The sequence below is a fragment of the Paenibacillus sp. FSL R7-0331 genome (assembly GCF_000758645.1).
In the GTDB taxonomy this organism is placed as follows: domain Bacteria; phylum Bacillota; class Bacilli; order Paenibacillales; family Paenibacillaceae; genus Paenibacillus_AQ; species Paenibacillus_AQ camerounensis.
Window position 1 is genome coordinate 5,133,611 of record NZ_CP009284.1, and the last position, 15,990, is coordinate 5,149,600.

14 protein-coding genes are annotated in these 15,990 nt (G+C 49.7%); 3 read left to right on the top strand and 11 right to left on the bottom strand.

The features are described from left to right. Positions 1-24 precede the first annotated feature (24 nt). Entirely contained in the window at positions 25-1,533 is a 1,509-nt protein-coding gene (locus R70331_RS22130) for a glycoside hydrolase family 30 protein (RefSeq protein ID WP_042179157.1), read from the bottom strand. 143 nt (positions 1,534-1,676) lie between these two features. Between R70331_RS22130 and R70331_RS22135 the strand changes: the two genes are divergently transcribed. Beyond that, the gene (locus R70331_RS22135; RefSeq protein ID WP_052419166.1) at positions 1,677-2,552 is read left to right on the top strand and encodes a M12 family metallo-peptidase; all 876 of its coding nucleotides are present in this window, start codon (positions 1,677-1,679) and stop codon (positions 2,550-2,552) included. Between the two features lie 63 nt (positions 2,553-2,615). After that, positions 2,616-2,951: a hypothetical protein gene (locus R70331_RS22140; RefSeq protein WP_042179159.1), complete on the top strand. Its 336-nt coding sequence runs from the start codon at positions 2,616-2,618 to the stop codon at positions 2,949-2,951. Positions 2,952-3,209: 258 nt separating this feature from the next. Here R70331_RS22140 and R70331_RS22145 read toward each other — a convergent pair whose 3' ends face one another. From R70331_RS22145 to R70331_RS22190, 10 genes are all read right to left on the bottom strand, one after another. After that, positions 3,210-5,852 (bottom strand): beta-glucosidase, encoded by a 2,643-nt coding sequence (locus R70331_RS22145; protein WP_042179161.1) that lies wholly within the window; start codon positions 5,850-5,852, stop codon positions 3,210-3,212. Between the two features lie 652 nt (positions 5,853-6,504). Next, the gene (locus tag R70331_RS22150) at positions 6,505-6,972 is read right to left on the bottom strand and encodes a nucleoside deaminase (protein ID WP_042179163.1); all 468 of its coding nucleotides are present in this window, start codon (positions 6,970-6,972) and stop codon (positions 6,505-6,507) included. Between the two features lie 54 nt (positions 6,973-7,026). After that, entirely contained in the window at positions 7,027-7,764 is a 738-nt protein-coding gene (locus R70331_RS22155) for an SDR family oxidoreductase (RefSeq protein ID WP_042179165.1), read from the bottom strand. 28 nt (positions 7,765-7,792) lie between these two features. Beyond that, a complete protein-coding gene (locus R70331_RS22160) occupies positions 7,793-8,803 on the bottom strand; it encodes a hypothetical protein (protein WP_042179167.1) in 1,011 nt (336 codons plus the stop codon). Between the two features lie 201 nt (positions 8,804-9,004). Beyond that, positions 9,005-9,187: a FeoB-associated Cys-rich membrane protein gene (locus R70331_RS22165; RefSeq protein ID WP_042179170.1), complete on the bottom strand. Its 183-nt coding sequence runs from the start codon at positions 9,185-9,187 to the stop codon at positions 9,005-9,007. Then, positions 9,184-11,196, bottom strand: a complete 2,013-nt coding sequence (feoB, locus tag R70331_RS22170) for a ferrous iron transporter B (protein ID WP_042179172.1) — start codon at positions 11,194-11,196, stop codon at positions 9,184-9,186. The genes R70331_RS22165 and feoB overlap by 4 nt, the downstream gene beginning before the upstream one ends. Positions 11,197-11,220: 24 nt before the next feature. Then, on the bottom strand, positions 11,221-11,478 hold the full coding sequence (locus R70331_RS22175; protein ID WP_042179175.1) for a FeoA family protein: 258 nt from the start codon (positions 11,476-11,478) through the stop codon (positions 11,221-11,223). Between the two features lie 216 nt (positions 11,479-11,694). After that, positions 11,695-12,762 (bottom strand): hypothetical protein, encoded by a 1,068-nt coding sequence (locus R70331_RS22180; protein WP_231576339.1) that lies wholly within the window; start codon positions 12,760-12,762, stop codon positions 11,695-11,697. Positions 12,763-12,822: 60 nt separating this feature from the next. Further along, entirely contained in the window at positions 12,823-14,205 is a 1,383-nt protein-coding gene (locus R70331_RS22185; RefSeq protein ID WP_042179180.1) for a HAMP domain-containing sensor histidine kinase, read from the bottom strand. 2 nt (positions 14,206-14,207) lie between these two features. Beyond that, positions 14,208-14,867 carry a response regulator transcription factor gene (locus R70331_RS22190; protein ID WP_042179183.1) on the bottom strand — a complete coding sequence of 220 codons (660 nt, stop codon included), beginning with the start codon at positions 14,865-14,867 and terminating at the stop codon, positions 14,208-14,210. A gap of 175 nt (positions 14,868-15,042) precedes the next feature. On the opposite strand from R70331_RS22190, the gene R70331_RS22195 reads away from it, so the two are divergent. Further along, positions 15,043-15,882 (top strand): hypothetical protein, encoded by an 840-nt coding sequence (locus R70331_RS22195; RefSeq protein ID WP_052419167.1) that lies wholly within the window; start codon positions 15,043-15,045, stop codon positions 15,880-15,882. The last annotated feature ends 108 nt before the right edge of the window (positions 15,883-15,990 follow it).

Sequence of the window (15,990 nt, forward strand, 5' to 3'; positions counted from 1 at the left end):
ATCCCGTCTCTTTTTATGTTCGTCCTATGGCTGCCACTTGAAAGTCACCGCCGAACGCGCCTTTAAAGTAAAGGTAAAAGCACTCTCCCCCCACTGCACACTGAACGTCCGGCCCTCATCCGCCGGATTGAGCGCGATCAGCACAAGCGAGCCGCCCGGATTACGGTAGGCGACATTTTCGATTCCGCCGGCCTGCGGCGAGTCGATACGGACCGCTCCGGGGTCAACGAAACGGCTGGCATGTCCCAGGGCATAATACTCCACATTCCGTGAATAGCCTGACTCCCCTTGGCCGTCTACAGTTACAACACCACGGCAATTCGTGCAGCCTCCGTTCGTTGGCCCTCCATCAGAATCGAGCGCCAGGTTCCACAGCAGCACGGTCTTGGCCCAGTTGCGCGGCCCGCCAATGATCAGCTTCGACATCATCCAGGTCAGGTTTTCGCCGAAATCCTCACTCCAAGCACCTCCGCTGCACTCCGTTAGATGGATCTCTTTTTCAGGATGGGCTTCGTGTATCTTGCTCATCACCTCCGGCGAACCCGCGTAACAATGATAGGCTGTGCCGTCGGTGTAGGCGTTCGCTTTTGCATCACCCAGCACGGTTTGTGTATAGCTCTCCGCGGTGTCCCAGTTATGATCGAACGCCACAATTTTGGACGTAATGCCTTGCTTGCTGAACTCCGGTCCCAGATAATCCCCGATAAAAAGTGCCTGCTCTTCCGCACCCATGCTCATACTCGGATAATCCGCAGTCGTGAATTCAGGCTCGTTCTGTATAGTCAGTGCATAGATAGGGATACCCAGCTTCTCATATTCCTTAATATACCGTGCCAAATACTGCGCATAGGCAGCATATACACGCGGCTCTGCATAGTTTAAATACCAGCCGTTATGAATCTGCTCTCCGAATTTCATCCAGGGCGGAGCCGTCCAGGGTGTTCCCATCACCTTAATAGAGCTGTTGACGTCCAGAATACGCTGGAGCAGCCCCGTCACGTCCCCGTCTTTAGCGATGGAGAACTGCTCCAGCCCGTAATCCTCACCAGACTCCGTGTCATCATAGGTATAGCTTGCCGGATTGCCATCTGCATCGACCGAGAAGTCGGACGCGCCGACAGAATGGCGGACAAAGCTCAGGCGTATCCCTTCTGGCGAGAACAAATCCTTCATCAATACATCCCGCTGATCCCCAGACATCCGTTTATTGATTAGAAAAGCGGATGAGCCGGTAACGGAAGCGCCGAAGCCGTCCATGGTCTGATATTCCTGGTCCGGATTTACTGTGATAATAGGCAGCCCGGCAGCTGGCTGTGCCGCTTCGTCATCCGTATCAGCCGAATCCCGGAAAAATAACGGCTCCTGCGGAGCAAGCAGGCTGGACTGATCTCCCGTAGTCACCCAGGCATTTACCTCTACCTTGGACAACTGCGGCGTCTGTTCCAGCTTGTCATCGTATAGTTTAACTGCAGCCCAGGCTCCCAGTACGACTGTTGCAGCGGCAATCGTCAGTAACCGTTTGCGTTTGCGCATATGCAGACCTCTTTTTCTGATAAAAAGTATATTTCACTAGAGTATGGGTTTAAAATATACACTTAATATCCTTTTATTTACATTCTACTTTCTATATGCTAGTATTTCATCGTTACATAAATATCCCATTAAAGGATGAAATTATGAATATCAAGAAAAAGTACTCGGTTCTTGCGGCAGCATTTTTGATGTGTTCTATGGCTTTGTCAACTTCTGGATTTGCAAGTGAGGTCAGTAAAGATATTCCAATAACATCTTCAATTGCAGATGAAGTAAAAGTATTCTACCAAAATGATGTTAAATTATCTGGAGGTTCACCATTAGACACATCAGTACAGGCAAAATCTTTGATTCAAACAACTCCTAAGGTTGAACGTTCCTCAGTTGCTACAGTCTATGACGAAGTAGGTAATGTTATCGATAACGTAACTATTAAACAGAACGTAACTAGCAATGAGAATTCTAAACTTGCTGCATCCGGTAAATTATGTACCGTGCTAGTTGCAGTTGATGAAGAATATCGTGCAAAGCATAGCGACTGGCAGACACTGACGGCCAATGCTGTCGAAGCTGCAGACGATGCATTTAACGCACAATTCGGTATAGACTTAACTGTGACAGCATATCGCTATTGGTTTTCCTCTGGTAACAATGCCAGTGAACTTTTAGCTAATTTAACGGGGAGTGCAACAGATAATTATGATTTTGTAGTTGGATTTACTGCTGAACCAGATTTTACCCACGAAGGCAAGGTAGTTGGAGGACTTGCTTATGAATATCCTTCTGCACCAACCTATGCCGCATACAGTACTGTTTTGGATCAAACATCTCCTTCATCTAACTGGCATGCATTACAGCATGAACTTTCTCATAACTATGGTTTATCACACGATCCCGAGGCCTCAACGCCAATTTGTATTATGAATTATGGTACGATGTACAATACATCAGCCTGGCACAGCGATCACTGGACACAATTGAACGCTAGAAAAATATGGTACGGAAGTAATACTAACTAATCTATTCAATTTTTTTGCGCCATGAGATTAAGGTTTTGTGGCGCAAAAAAAGAGGAGGTTTAAATGAGAAAAAACTTCAAACAATTAATTGCTACTATTGGATTATTTTCATTACTATTAACTGGGTGTAGTTCAAATAATAATTTTAGCAACAATAATCTATTGCCGAATGAGCCAGATCCAGTTGCGTGGATAAACAAAGACGGAATTAAGTATTATTATTTCATATCAGAATTAGATATTGATGAAAATTCTCTCTATTACACAGGTGAAAAAACAGATTCTGATGATGCAATAGAGGTGGGAAAAAAGATCTACAAAAATGAAATTGACGATGATAGTTTATACATCGAATTTGATGGACAGTGGGCACAATATAAAACGCGGGAATCAGAATAACACCTATTTGACTATCATATGATTTTATTTCTAAGTATTATTGAAATTTTTTCTTCACTCTCACTATAAATTAAACTTATTATTTTGCTAATTAGGTTTTGAAAAAAAGAAGCCAGAGGCTTCATCCCCCGGCCCAATCCATGAATCTGCATTATTATCCGTTACACAGCTATGCTACCCGTCACATACTTGGCCAGCTATGCTTTACCTTGCCCGGAAATCTTTGCTTCATCGTTCGATCTTTTTATTGAAATGAATTTATTTAACCGTCAGGCTGGTCTTCAGGCGGATATCATCCGAGGCGCTGCCGACATAAACCGGCACCTTACCGGATGGCATTACCCACTTGTCCGCTTGTTCATCCCAATAGGATAGCACTGAAGGGTCCAGCTCGATTTGAACGCGCTGTTGCTTGCCCGGCTTCAGTTCTACCTTAGCCCAACCAGCCAGCTGCTTCGGTGCAGTCTCAACCTTGGCCGGCAATTGTCCGACATACACCTGAACCACCTCAGAGCCTGTAACTTTACCGGTATTCCGCAGATTTAGGGATACCGTCATTTTGCGGTTAGCATCTTTGCCGCTTACGTTCGCATGAACATTGCGGTAGTCGAAGGTTGTGTAAGACAAGCCGTGGCCGAACGCGAACGCCGGCTTGATTCCGGAATTCTCGTAACCGCGGTAGCCAACCATAACGCCTTCGCTGTACTCACCCTTGCCGTTTACCCCAGGGAATTGCGCAACAGTCGATACCGGCGTACTGTCCTCATTGACCGGGAACGTAACCGGCAGCTTGCCGGACGGATTCACGTCTCCGAACAGGACTCTGGCAATGGCGTCACCCTGCTCCTGTCCGGTGAACCAGGCCTGGACGATTGACTTGACTTTGTTCTGCCAGCCATCCATCTCAATTGCTCTGCCGCTCATGGATACCACGACTGTATTTGGATTAGCAGCAGCCACCTCGGAGATCAGCCGGTCCTGGTTATTCGGCAGATCGAGATCCGAACGGTCGTAATAGCCTTCACTTTCATAGGTGCGGACAACTACAACAGCAACATCGGATTTTTGAGCCAGATTAACGGCTTCCTGCATTTTGCTGTCTACAGCACCTGCCGGCGGCTCCCAGCCAAGCCGGACGGTACCGCCGAAGTCGGTGGAGGCACCTTCCTTGTAGTATGTTTTATATTCAATTTTGATTTCATGACGTTCGCCCTTGGTGAGGGTTACTGCGGCCTTTTCTGTCTTCAGTGTGGTTCCGTCGCTGTCGATCAGCAGCTTACCGTCCAGATACAGCTTCCCGGTACCGGCACTGGTCAGGCTAAGATTGTACTCGCCTGTCTTAGGAGCAGTCAAGTAACCATTCCAGCGTGCGGACATCATGCTGTTCAGATTGCCCGGTGTCTGCGGCAGCTTAGAGGATTGGCCGTTCAAGCCGTCAAAGTTATAAAAACCAAGATTCAGATTGATCTGGCCGTCAGTCCGGGTAAGCGTAGGCTCGCCTTCCATTTTGTTGTTAGGCCAGTACTCCCCGCTAAGACCGGCGCCTTCCCCGTCTCCCGCAGGAGTCAGAACCGAGGATGGGATCGCGGATGGACCGTTAACGATATCCCCGGTCGAAACCGGATCTGTGCCCGGTGCATAGCTGACTTTAACGCCGCTGCCGGCACGGTCGCGGATGGCATCCAGCGGAGTGACTGTGTACGTCGGAGTAACCAGAGAGCTTCCCCCGACGGTAGCATAGGTGTCGGCGTCCGGGCCGATGACAGCAATCGACTTCAGCTTGTCCTCATCCAGCGGCAGCGCCTTATTCTTATTCTGTAGCAGCACCAGACTGTCCTCAGCAATGTCCAGCGCGGCCTTACCGTGCTCCTCTGCCGGAATCTGGATATTCACCGGCTTGCTGTCAAACAGGCCCTTGTCGAACATCTGTGTCAGCGTTCTTCCGGCCATAAGGTCGAGCTGCTCCTCACTGACCTCTCCGTTCTGAACGGCTGTCAGCAGCTGATTTCCCCACTTGCCATACGGCTCGCCCGGTGTCTCAAGATCAAGCCCGGCCAGCGCCGATTTGGCGGTGCTGAGATTCGCGCCGTAGTCGCTCATGACAAAGCCGTCGAAGTTCAGCTTGTCTCTCAGGATATCGGTCAGCGCATATTCGCTTTCACAAGCGGGAGTGCCGTTAATTTTATTGAACGAGCACATTACTGAGGCAAGGCCTGCGTCCTTGATAGCCGCTGCAAACGGCTTGGCATAAATCTCCATAATCGCCCGTTCGCTGGCTACAGAATCAACTGTGAACCGGTCTGTCTCCTGGTTATTAAGCAGGTAATGCTTGGCTGTTGCCATCACCGGATGGCTCTGCACAGCATTAACATAAGCCACGCCCAGCTTGGACTGCAGCAGCGGGTCTTCTCCGAGAGACTCGAAGTTACGTGAGCCCCATGGCAGCCGGGCAATGTCGAGGCCAGGTCCCAGCAGCACATTATGCGTTGTATTGAACGCTTCTTCACCAACCAGATCGCCGTAAAGAGCTGCGGCCTTGGTATCCCAGGTTGCAGCAAGCGCGATCGGCGCCGGGAAAGCGGTAGATTTCTTGTTCTGAATGTCAGGGTTGGCTATCCGCACACCTGTCGGGCCGTCAGCCATCGTTAATGCGGGAATGCCCAGCCGCTCCAGCGGATTGTTATAAAAGCCATAATAGTTATTCACATTCCCTGTGACAAAATCAACCTTTTCCTTCTCGGTCATTTGCTGAAGCAGCAGCTTCGTACGGTCTTCCGGCGAACGCGAGGCGTCCATCCATGGCCTGGAGGTATATGCACCCGCCATCTGCAGAGGTGCGAGTATAGATATGCTCAATGCTGCGGCGGCAATAACCGCATGTACTTTTAAAGATACTTTCATGTTGTGTCGTTCCTCCTGATGTCTCTGTCTAATGACCCGTCCGCACATTCCAGTCTGTCCAGCTGCCGGACAGTCCTTGTTAATCGGCAATCCGAGTTATGCACTCCCCTCCTTCTGTCTTTTATTTCTGGAATATGTATAGGCTTCGCGCTTAAATGTGCCTATGACTTTCGTGAGCACAGGCAGCTTTGAATCGCCGGGTCTAACCATAGCTCAGTTTTTCGTGTTACGCATCCGTCATTTTCTGGTAATAGGAAGCCGCCTGCATCCTATTTTACTGAAAATTACCTGAAAATTTCCTGAAAGACAGCTGAAAACATACAAAAACCAGGACTATATTCCCTTGCATTCCCGTAACCTTTTTGTAACCTTTTTGTAACTTTTAAGACTGAAGTATTAGAAAAATAGGACTGGATTAAATATCCAATTAAGGATTATAACGCATTAAATTCTAAATCCAATCCAACATAATTCCATATATTCACACTTAAAAAAGGTATATTAGTTCATCCGCTCTCCGGCATGTACTATCATAACCAAATTAAAGTACCCTTTAGCTTAACAAAGAAACAGCCGGTCACATTGACCGGCTGTTTCTTTGTTCTTCTTACACTGTCGTTTCCCGTTAAATACATACACACGGCTTGACTACTCAGCCTTTTTGGTTGTGAGAGAAATAGTTGGACAATATCTTCAGGCTTTCTTCACGCAATATGCCGCCTGTAACTTGAGGTTTATGGTAAGAGTTGTCAAATACAATCTTAGAAGCATTACTTCCCTGCTCATCCAAAAGCTCACATAGATCGATATCGCTGGCAGCATAAACGAGTCGCCCAAGCCGGGTCCAGACCATCGCACCAGAGCACATAAAACACGGCTCGCAGCTTGAATATAACGTGTACTCTTGTAAATCAGTAATGTGTGTTTCTGCACAGAAGTTCCGTAGCAAGCCTGCTTCTGCATGAAACGTTGGATCAGCCGCTGAATAAATCTGGTTCTCGTTACTATAGACTATTTCACTGTCTTTAACCAATACAGCACCGAAAGGTTCGTTACCATGCTCAACAGCAAGTCGAGAAAGTCTAATGGCTTCTTTCATGAATAATTCGTCTTGATTCATTAGTTCTCCCCGTCCTTAATTCTCTTATCATTCATTATTATCTCATTCATGCTTCTACCAGGGCAGCGTTTCCCCCGCATAATCCATCAGCGTAAGCCCTTCTCCGGCATATCCCGGATCAAGACGTTTCCCGATAAGCTCCAGGATACATCCGGCGGATTCGTCCGGGGTCAGCTTACCCGCTGTATCCAGCTTGCCCTGCATATAGGTCTGGACATGCCCGGGATGAACAACCATCACCTTGCCTCCCTTGGGCGCAATCTGGTTGTGGATCAGCTGAGACTGCATATTGAGTGCGGCCTTGGACATGCAATAGGCATACCACGCGTTCCGCCAGCAGCTGCCGATGCTGCCTGCCTCAGAGGAGATATTCACGATGAGCTTATGTTCACTCCGTAAAAGAGGCTGGATCAATCCGTTTGACATGCGCAGCGCCCCTAGTGCATTCACGCGGAACACCCGGTCCATCTCCTCAAAATCCAGCTCGTCCTCAACAGTCGCCTGCATGTCGCCCAAGACAGCCCCGTTATTGATCAGGATGTCCAGCCGGCCGGTAACCGCCGCCACTGCTTCCAGTGCCTTACGGACACTGTCCGCATCGCTGATATCCAGTGTAATGCACTTTAGACTGCCTTTACAAGCCGTTTCCAGCAGCTCCAGCTCACTTCCGGCTTCGGCTCCGGCATATTGTCCGGCAAATACATGATAGCCTTTCTCCAGTAAACCCTTGACCAGACTCAGTCCGACTCCCCGGTCAGCTCCTGTAACGAATGCCCATTGTATCAACGTCATTGCCCTCCCTTGGCGTAATGGATCTCTGTCAGATAAAAGGACGCCGGTCCAGCACTTTGTTCAGCGTTCGATCCGCCTGTACCTGCTCCGGCAGCACAGATTGCACAATTGCCAGGGCGCACACACTGCCGCATAAAGTATGCAGGTCTTCATACACCTCATCTGCCGGTCCTTCAGCGCACACTGCAATATACTCCAGCAGATGTCCGCCGATAGCCTGAACCATAACCCGCACTTCCTCAGCCCTGTGGCTGGTCTGCCCCATTACGCTGACTATGAGATAGAGTACATCCAGCTCCACAAAAGAGAAACCACCCGCTGACAGCGGAATCTGCCCGGATTGGAACAGCTTCAGGCAGGTATCCGCCAGCTGCTCAGGATAACGGAGCCTGCGCTTGCGGTAATTCTGGTTGAACAGGTAATGAAAGGAGCCGGCCAGATGATGGAACAGCGGCGCTCCGTCAACAGAAGCTTCCTCCCCCCGGCCCGTTATTGCTCCTTGCCGCCACAGCCCCGTCGCTGGATCTGCCTCATTCCAGAGCCAGTCAAAATACCAGTCCTCCCACTCTTTATCCGTTTCCTCAGCCAGCACCAGCGCAGCGTAGACTCCTGCGCCCTTGGTTGACTCGCCCCATGGCTCATGCTTCCAGTCCAGACCGTCCAGAAATACAGTCAGGCCGGCGCGCTCCTTCAGCGGGTGCAGCGCTTTCAACGGATGCAGCGGCTTGGCATCCAGCAGCTCCAGCGCCGAGACGGCAAACGCCGTGCTGTGAATAGCGTGATGGCCTGCCCCGGGGAACAGCCCATCCTCCGCCTGCTGGAAACTTTGCAGCGTCCGGGCCAGCCCCGCGCGTTCTGCACTTCCAGTGGCCGGCAGCTCCCCGAGTGTATACAGCAGAATTGCCGTATCCGCTGTTCCATACAGCTCGGCCATATCCGGCCGGTCTGTCAGCATTCTCCGGTATCCGCCGTGCTCTCCCGAACGGTGGGCATCAATGGTACGAAGTACCTTTTGTATAAACGGCTCTATATTAATCATGTCTGATTATGCCTCCTTGTATTAGCTTCATCTATTCCATTGTAGATGATTGAACAGGAGGCAGACATAATCTAATGGCAGTTGTTTATGGCATAATGACAGATTACGAGGTAGGCTTGCATACCAAAAAGACCTTGATTGCTCAAGGTCTTCCGGGCTTGTTCCTATATATAGCCTGCGGCCGGCGCAAGCTCTGAAGGCTTATCTCTTTCTTTTGTTGGCAGCCTTGCCCATAACCGTATTCTGGGCGTCGGCAGGACACAGATTGCATTCGCTGCACCCGGTGCATTTGACACCGTTCTTCTTATCCCTAACGATTTTATAGACTGCCAGCGAGACGATTGCTGCAATTACGGCAATGACAACAATATCAACGGTACTCATAGCTTCACCGACTGCAATCCGCCGTGAATTCGGGCATCTCTGGTTCCTTTTCGCATCAGGTACACAACATACCCTACTATAATCGCCACAGCAATCAGTCCTCCTACAAATCCCTTACCTAATGTGCCTTCAGTTACCAGTGTACCAATCTGATAGACCAGGAATGCGGCCGTATATCCCATGCCCATCTGAAAGCCGATAGCGCCCCACAGCCACTTGCGCGACTCCAGCTCGGAGTTCATAGCGCCGATCGCTGCAAAGCAAGGCGGTGTGAACAGATTAAATATCAGGTAAGACAGCCCGGCAACCGCACCGATACCGAATACTGAGCTGACATCCGTACTGCTTCCGACAAGCGCCAATTCATCCGTATCGATAAAGTTGGTAATTCCGAAGCAGACCGCCAGGGTTCCGACAACGTTCTCTTTGGCGATGAAGCCCGTTATTGCCGCTGCCGCAAACTGCCACAGTCCGAAGCCCAGCGGGATAAACAGGAAGGCAACCGGCGATGCCAGGCTTGCCAGAATACTGCTATCCGGCGCCCCCTCGGCAACCACACGGAAATGCCAGTCAAAGGTCTGCAGAATTTGCACGACTGCGTTACAGATTAGAATAATGGTCCCTGCTTTAATAATAAACGCCTTAGCTCTCGTCAGCATCGATATTGCTGCACGCTTGAGGCTCGGGAATCTGTATTCAGGCAGCTCCATAATGAAGAAGGATCTGGAATAGTCACCGGTGATCCGTCTGACAATCAGTGCTCCGATAATGATTATGAAGATACCAAGGAAATACATGGAGGTTCCTACCCAGCTGTTATCACCGAAGAAAACGCCGGCAAACAGGGCAATGATAGGGAGCTTAGCTCCGCACGGCATAAAGGTGGTCAGCATAGCCGTGGTGCGTCTTTGTCTTTCTACTTTGATTGTTCTTGTAGCCATGACACCCGGTATTCCGCAGCCGGTTCCGACAATCATCGGGATAATCGATCTGCCGGACAAACCGACCAATTTGAAGAACCTGTCCATAATAACCGCTACACGGGCCATATAGCCGCAGTCTTCCAGCAAAGCCATACAGAAGAACAAGACCATAATCAGCGGCAAAAATCCGATTACAGCACCCACGCCGCCGATAATCCCGTCCAGCAGCAAGGTACCCAGCACCGGGTTCACATTGTCACCGAGCAGGGTTGACACCTGTGCGTACAGCAGATCAATCCAGCCGACAAAGGTATCGGCAATCCAAGGACCGACCCAGCTCTGGGAAATCGAAAAGATAACATAGACGATGACTGCAAAAATCGGAATGCCCAGCCATTTGTGCGCAACCACCCGGTCCACCCTATCTTGTACCGTCTGCTTATCCGAGCTGACCTTCCTTCTCTCTACTTCTGCAACCACTTCATTTACAAATGCATAACGCTTCTTATCATTCCGTTCATATTCATCCTTGGTAGAGATCTTCCGGGCTCTGCCAAGGGCCGGAGCAAGCTGCTTCTTACCGGATTTACCGGCCGTTACTACAGCTTCGATCAGCTCGGGCAGGCCGTTGTTGGAGGATTTTGTGGATACAGTAGATATAACCGGACACTTCAGCGCATCGCTCAAGGCTGTAATATCGATGGTGTTTCCTTTTTTCTCAAGCAGATCACATTTGTTCAGTGCAACAATGACAGGTATGCCCAGCTCCAATAGCTGGGTAGTGAAATACAAGCCTCTGCTTAGATTAGTAGAGTCCACAATGTTGATAATGACATCGGGATGTTCATTCTGGACAAAATCCTTCGTAATGGATTCTTCACTGGTATACGGCGACATGGAATACGCACCGGGCAAATCCGCCACAATCAGATTTTCATTCCTTGGGTTAAGATTCGCCTTCACACGCGCTTCCTTTTTCTCTACTGTGACGCCGGCCCAGTTCCCGACCTGTTCAATCTTCCCTGTAATTGCGTTAAACAAGGTGGTCTTCCCGCTATTGGGATTACCAGCTAATGCAATTTTCATAATCGCCCCGCCCCCGTCAATCTATTAGAATCTGCCCAGCTTTTTAGCCGAAGCTTCCATCCGGTCCGCTATAATAATCGAGTTTGCCAAATCCGAATCTATGCTGTATCTGGCATCTTTGATACTGATGATGTAGTTGGAGCCGAGCTTGGAAATAATCATGATTTTCTCACCGGGATAACAGCCCAGCGTAAACAGAAATTTGCGGATATCCTCCTGATCTGTTGCTACAGCATCCACAATGTAGGGCGTATTTAGCTTACCTTTTGCTAATGATGTCATCCCTTACTCCCCTAACAATAGGATTAGGCCAGATAATGAGAATCATTATCGTCCTGATACACAGTAGAATACTTGTATTGGTAATGAAAGTCAGTGACTTTACGCATATCTTCACTGCATTCTCATCTATAAGCAGAAAAATAATCGGCCCCCCCTTTCATTAAGGAACGGCCGATTATTCTCCCCTATGTTTGTTTAACTGTAGCTCCAAAATAATTAAGGTTCATAAACCAAGCAGCGCAGGGTCTGGTCCGGATACCGGAGCTCTGCTGTATAATGGCTTCCGTCTTCCAGGACCAGCTTAACAGCTACCATCCCGCGCTTGTTGTTAACCTCAGTATCGGTCAAATCCGCTTTGACGATGGTGCGCTTGTCCCCCTGCTTGTTCATAACAATCTGGGTGGCTTTGTGAATCCAGCTGGCGTCCTTTTGAATGCTGCCGGCAGCGGCGGCATCAATGGGGGTTCTTTTGAGTGCCCCGTTTACAACGGTTGTATCCAGCACATCGCCGGTCCTGGCATCAATGATTACATGATACTCCCGGAATTCCTTCCCCTGCCCGCGCAGGGTGCCGGCTTTGTATGGAGCCGAATGAACAGTCCAGGACGGCTGCTTGTCCGGCCCAAGCTGAGCCAGCATAGCCTTGGTCTCCAGCTTGGACACATCGGCGTCGAACAGCTTGTTCACACTTTCTGCAGCCAGCGACTTCGCTTCAGCCTCGCTGATGTCCTGCGCCAGAGGCGGGGCAGTTACATTATGCCGGGCAGCGATGTAATTCAGCCTGTAGGACCAGTCGATTAGCTGCAGCAGCTCTTCGTCGGTCATCGTCCGCTCCGGGTAAGCGTACGTATGAGTTACCAAATCCACATACACTTCCGCTTGTCCGGCCTTAAGCGGCAGCGGCTGCTCCGGGCGTAACCCCTCGTATACATATTTATCTTCCAGCACCAGTCTGCGGTTCACCTCTGCTTCGGTTATTTCCCGGCCGGAGATGCCGGGTTCAAGCCCTGGCTGATTCACGTAATCATAAATCTGCTGAATCTGCGCTTCGCTCATATCTTTAAGCAGGTCAGCTGACACTGTAGATACCGGGGCCGGCGCCTCAACCTTCAACACAGGAATTGCGTTTCCGGCCGCAGCAGGCTGAACATTAGCCTGAGCAGCCGGACCGTTGCCCGCAATGACCTCTGAATTAACAATACCAGGAACGAGAAAAGCGCTTAGCGTGAGCACGCCTCCTGAGAATAAAACAACAGCTCCGGTATACCATTTCTTTTTGTTCAATTGAATGACCTCCATCGGGATCTGGGATGTTAAATCTGTCTTCAGCTTAATCCCGGGATGTTATAGAGTAAGAGGCCAGTTGTTAGGAAGTTGTAAAATAAGACGGATACCCGTCCCCTGTCCAGGCACTGATTCCAGTTCCACTCTCGCCTGATGCGCCTCAGCAATCTGCCTGCACAGGGACAAGCCGAGGCCGGCATTGCCATAGAGGTGCGATCGTGCCGGGTCTGCGCGGTAGAACGGCTCGAAGGCACGTTTACTTTGCTCCGCCGTCATTCCCCTGCCGCTGTCCCGTACCTCAAGTACAGCCTCCCCATTCTGCTCATAGGCCAGCAAATGTACCGGGCTTCCCGGCTTGGAGGCATGAATTGCATTCTCAATCAGGTTCACCAGAAAAGCTGCCAGCAGATCAGCATCTCCCCGTACTGCAGGAATAGAGCTGTCCATCTCCAGCGGGATTCCGCTTTCTATTAACTGATGCTCCTCTGTCTGCCTTACTGCCTCAAACAGGCCGGCTACCCCTACCTCTGACAGCGCCATAGGCTGATGCCTAAGAACAGACAAATCCAGCAGCTTAAAGGCCAGATTCTTCAGCCGGACCGTTTCGCTCCAGATGTAACGGCCCGCCTTAATCTGCTCTTCCCGGCCGATGTTGGCCGAGGTAAGAAACTCTGCAAAGCCCTGCATGCTGGTCAGCGGTGTGCGCAGCTCATGGGCCAGATTATCGACCATCCGCTGCTTCTCCTCCGCCATATCAGAGAGCTCAGTCATCCGCTGCTCCACCGCAGCAGCCATCCGGTTAAAGTGAACCGCGAGCTCCCCGAATTCATCCCTGCTGCGCAGCTCTACCCGGTTGGAATAATCCCCTCCGGCGATAGTCCGGGTAGTCTCCGACAGCTGCTTGAGCGGCTTCGTCAGCCGGCGGATCAGCAGATAGAGCAGCAGTGCCAGCACCGGTCCGGCAATCCAGTTAATCATCACAAAGAAGCGGTTAAGCTCCTGCTGCTGGGCATACAGCCCGCTGATATCCCGGCTATAGGTTAGCTCCATATCCTGATACGGGGCAGGCAGCGGCATCGATAGCATGATGGTCTGCCCGTCTTGCCTATCCTGTACCTCAGCCTGTCCCCCTCCTGTATTGGGATAGACTAACCGTCCGTTCTCGCGCAGCTCAAGGCCGATTCCCTGGCTGAGGTAATAATCCCCGTACGACTGGGCCACACTGGCCAGAAGGACTGGAGTAAGCGTGCTGCCACGTGCACGGATCGAATCTAGATTCTCGAATATATTGTTTACGATTAACATCTGTTCACTGGCGGCCCGTCTGGTTTCACTGTCCATATTCAGCTGCCAGCTTTTTTTCATCACCATAATGACACTTATATCAAGTGCGGCAATGAAAAGGATCAGCACGGCAAGCAGATTCTTATGCCAGAAGCGCATGGTCAGACCTCAACCTCCAGGCGGTAGCCAAGCTTGAATACGGTTCTGATCCGTTCTTCCCAGCCGAGCTTTTTGCGTAATTGGCGGATATGGACATCTACAGTACGGGTATCACCGGCAAAATCATAGCCCCAGGCCAGCTCCAGCAGCTTTTCCCTGGAAAGGGCAATATTCCGGTTACGGATCAGCACTTCGAGCAGCTCAAACTCTCTGGCGGTCAAATCCACCGGCTGCCGGTCCACCATAACCTTCCGCTCCGCGAAGCGCACCTCCACCTCATCGCAGATAAAAGCCGGGGCGGACTGTTCATTCCTGCGCAATACGACATTAATGCGGGCAAGCAGCTCCAGCATTTCAAAGGGCTTAATGATATAATCCTCCGCGCCCAGCTCGAACCCTTTGATCCGGTCAGCCAGCGCATTTTTGGCCGTAATCAGAATAACCGGAATCCGCAAGTGGGCAATCTGCTGCATCACCGTAAAACCGTCCAGTCCCGGAAGCATCACATCAAGCAGGATCAGATCGGTATGCCCGTGTTCCAGCATCTCCGCCGCTTCCAGACCGGTATATGCTTTGGCATAGGTGTGCCCGACCAATTTAAGGTTCATTGTGATCAGATCGCTGATCGGCTGTTCATCTTCGACTACTAATATATGGGCCATCTAGTACAATTCCTCCCGGGCAAATCATATTATCAGCGATAAAAAAATACGGCAATCTTACTCTAGCATACCAAATACAATATTTTACGGAAAGAAGGTATGAAATCTAATTGACCATTGGAAAGAATGAGAGTATGTTTGTAATATAATGTAATTTTAAGGAGTGAATTAGGAGTTGCTGGAGCTTGATGATATGAGCGCTGATGCACTAACAGATATGTTAAAGGCTTCATTCTCATTAGATAACTGGACAGCAATGATAGAAATTGCAGACAAGCTTTTTGGAACCATTGCAGTGATCCATGCGACCAAATCACATGGCTTCGATGCCTGCAGGCCAAGGCGGTCATCCGCTTATTATTTCGGATTCAGCCTTTGCGCCAAAGGTATAGCGCTGCAAAAACTGGGGTATTACCTCGAAGCCAAAGAATGTATCCAGCGGTATGCGGATTTAAGCTGGCTTAAGCTTGAGGATGAAGATGCCCTGGCGGAAATGGAATATTACCAGAATACCGCGGCTGCAAACAGTTTTGTTATCGAGCTTCTTTTGGGGAATAGAACGGTGCTGCCGGAGTATGTATGGTTCATTAAGAAGAACGGTAAAGAGGAGCTGCTTGCCGGTTTAATTACAATTCTGGAGTCCGCGCTGAATCATAACTATTCAGTAGATTGGGCATTGGAAGAGCTGCAGAGTGACGTAGAGCTAATCAAAGACAATGAATCGAGAGAAAATATCCGCTACTACATAGATTATATCCTTCTATTATCCATTTACATGTTCAAACGCGGAAAATCTAGTGATGCAGTAAATTTAACATTGGAAAATATCGTATTAAGTGGTAATCTTAGAGATGAGACAGGCTTTAAAAAGGCCACTGCCTTTTACGAGCTTATCCGCGCCGATGCCGATGCTTCCCAGCAACAAGAGTATCACTACATAATGAAAAAAATCATAGAGAGGGAGTTCAATGATGAAAAAGAAGCTTTTGTTATTGACCACCGTATTGCTGATTAGTTCATTTGCCGTACTTACTGCTGCAAGCGCTGATGAAGTGTCCGTTAATAAAGTTTCCTCAGGAGGCTCATTTACAATCAACAACCACGGGATGGGTCATTAATCCGC

Coding starts and splice junctions, on each gene's coding strand:
- R70331_RS22155 (WP_042179165.1), bottom strand. CDS start 7,764: ATGACGTTGATACAATGGGCATTCGTTACAGGAGCTGACCGGGGAGTC.
- R70331_RS22135 (WP_052419166.1), top strand. CDS start 1,677: ATGAATATCAAGAAAAAGTACTCGGTTCTTGCGGCAGCATTTTTGATG.
- R70331_RS22190 (WP_042179183.1), bottom strand. CDS start 14,867: ATGGCCCATATATTAGTAGTCGAAGATGAACAGCCGATCAGCGATCTG.
- R70331_RS22140 (WP_042179159.1), top strand. CDS start 2,616: ATGAGAAAAAACTTCAAACAATTAATTGCTACTATTGGATTATTTTCA.
- R70331_RS22165 (WP_042179170.1), bottom strand. CDS start 9,187: ATGAGTACCGTTGATATTGTTGTCATTGCCGTAATTGCAGCAATCGTC.
- R70331_RS22185 (WP_042179180.1), bottom strand. CDS start 14,205: ATGCGCTTCTGGCATAAGAATCTGCTTGCCGTGCTGATCCTTTTCATT.
- R70331_RS22175 (WP_042179175.1), bottom strand. CDS start 11,478: ATGACATCATTAGCAAAAGGTAAGCTAAATACGCCCTACATTGTGGAT.
- feoB (WP_042179172.1), bottom strand. CDS start 11,196: ATGAAAATTGCATTAGCTGGTAATCCCAATAGCGGGAAGACCACCTTG.
- R70331_RS22150 (WP_042179163.1), bottom strand. CDS start 6,972: ATGAATCAAGACGAATTATTCATGAAAGAAGCCATTAGACTTTCTCGA.
- R70331_RS22145 (WP_042179161.1), bottom strand. CDS start 5,852: ATGAAAGTATCTTTAAAAGTACATGCGGTTATTGCCGCCGCAGCATTG.
- R70331_RS22160 (WP_042179167.1), bottom strand. CDS start 8,803: ATGATTAATATAGAGCCGTTTATACAAAAGGTACTTCGTACCATTGAT.
- R70331_RS22130 (WP_042179157.1), bottom strand. CDS start 1,533: ATGCGCAAACGCAAACGGTTACTGACGATTGCCGCTGCAACAGTCGTA.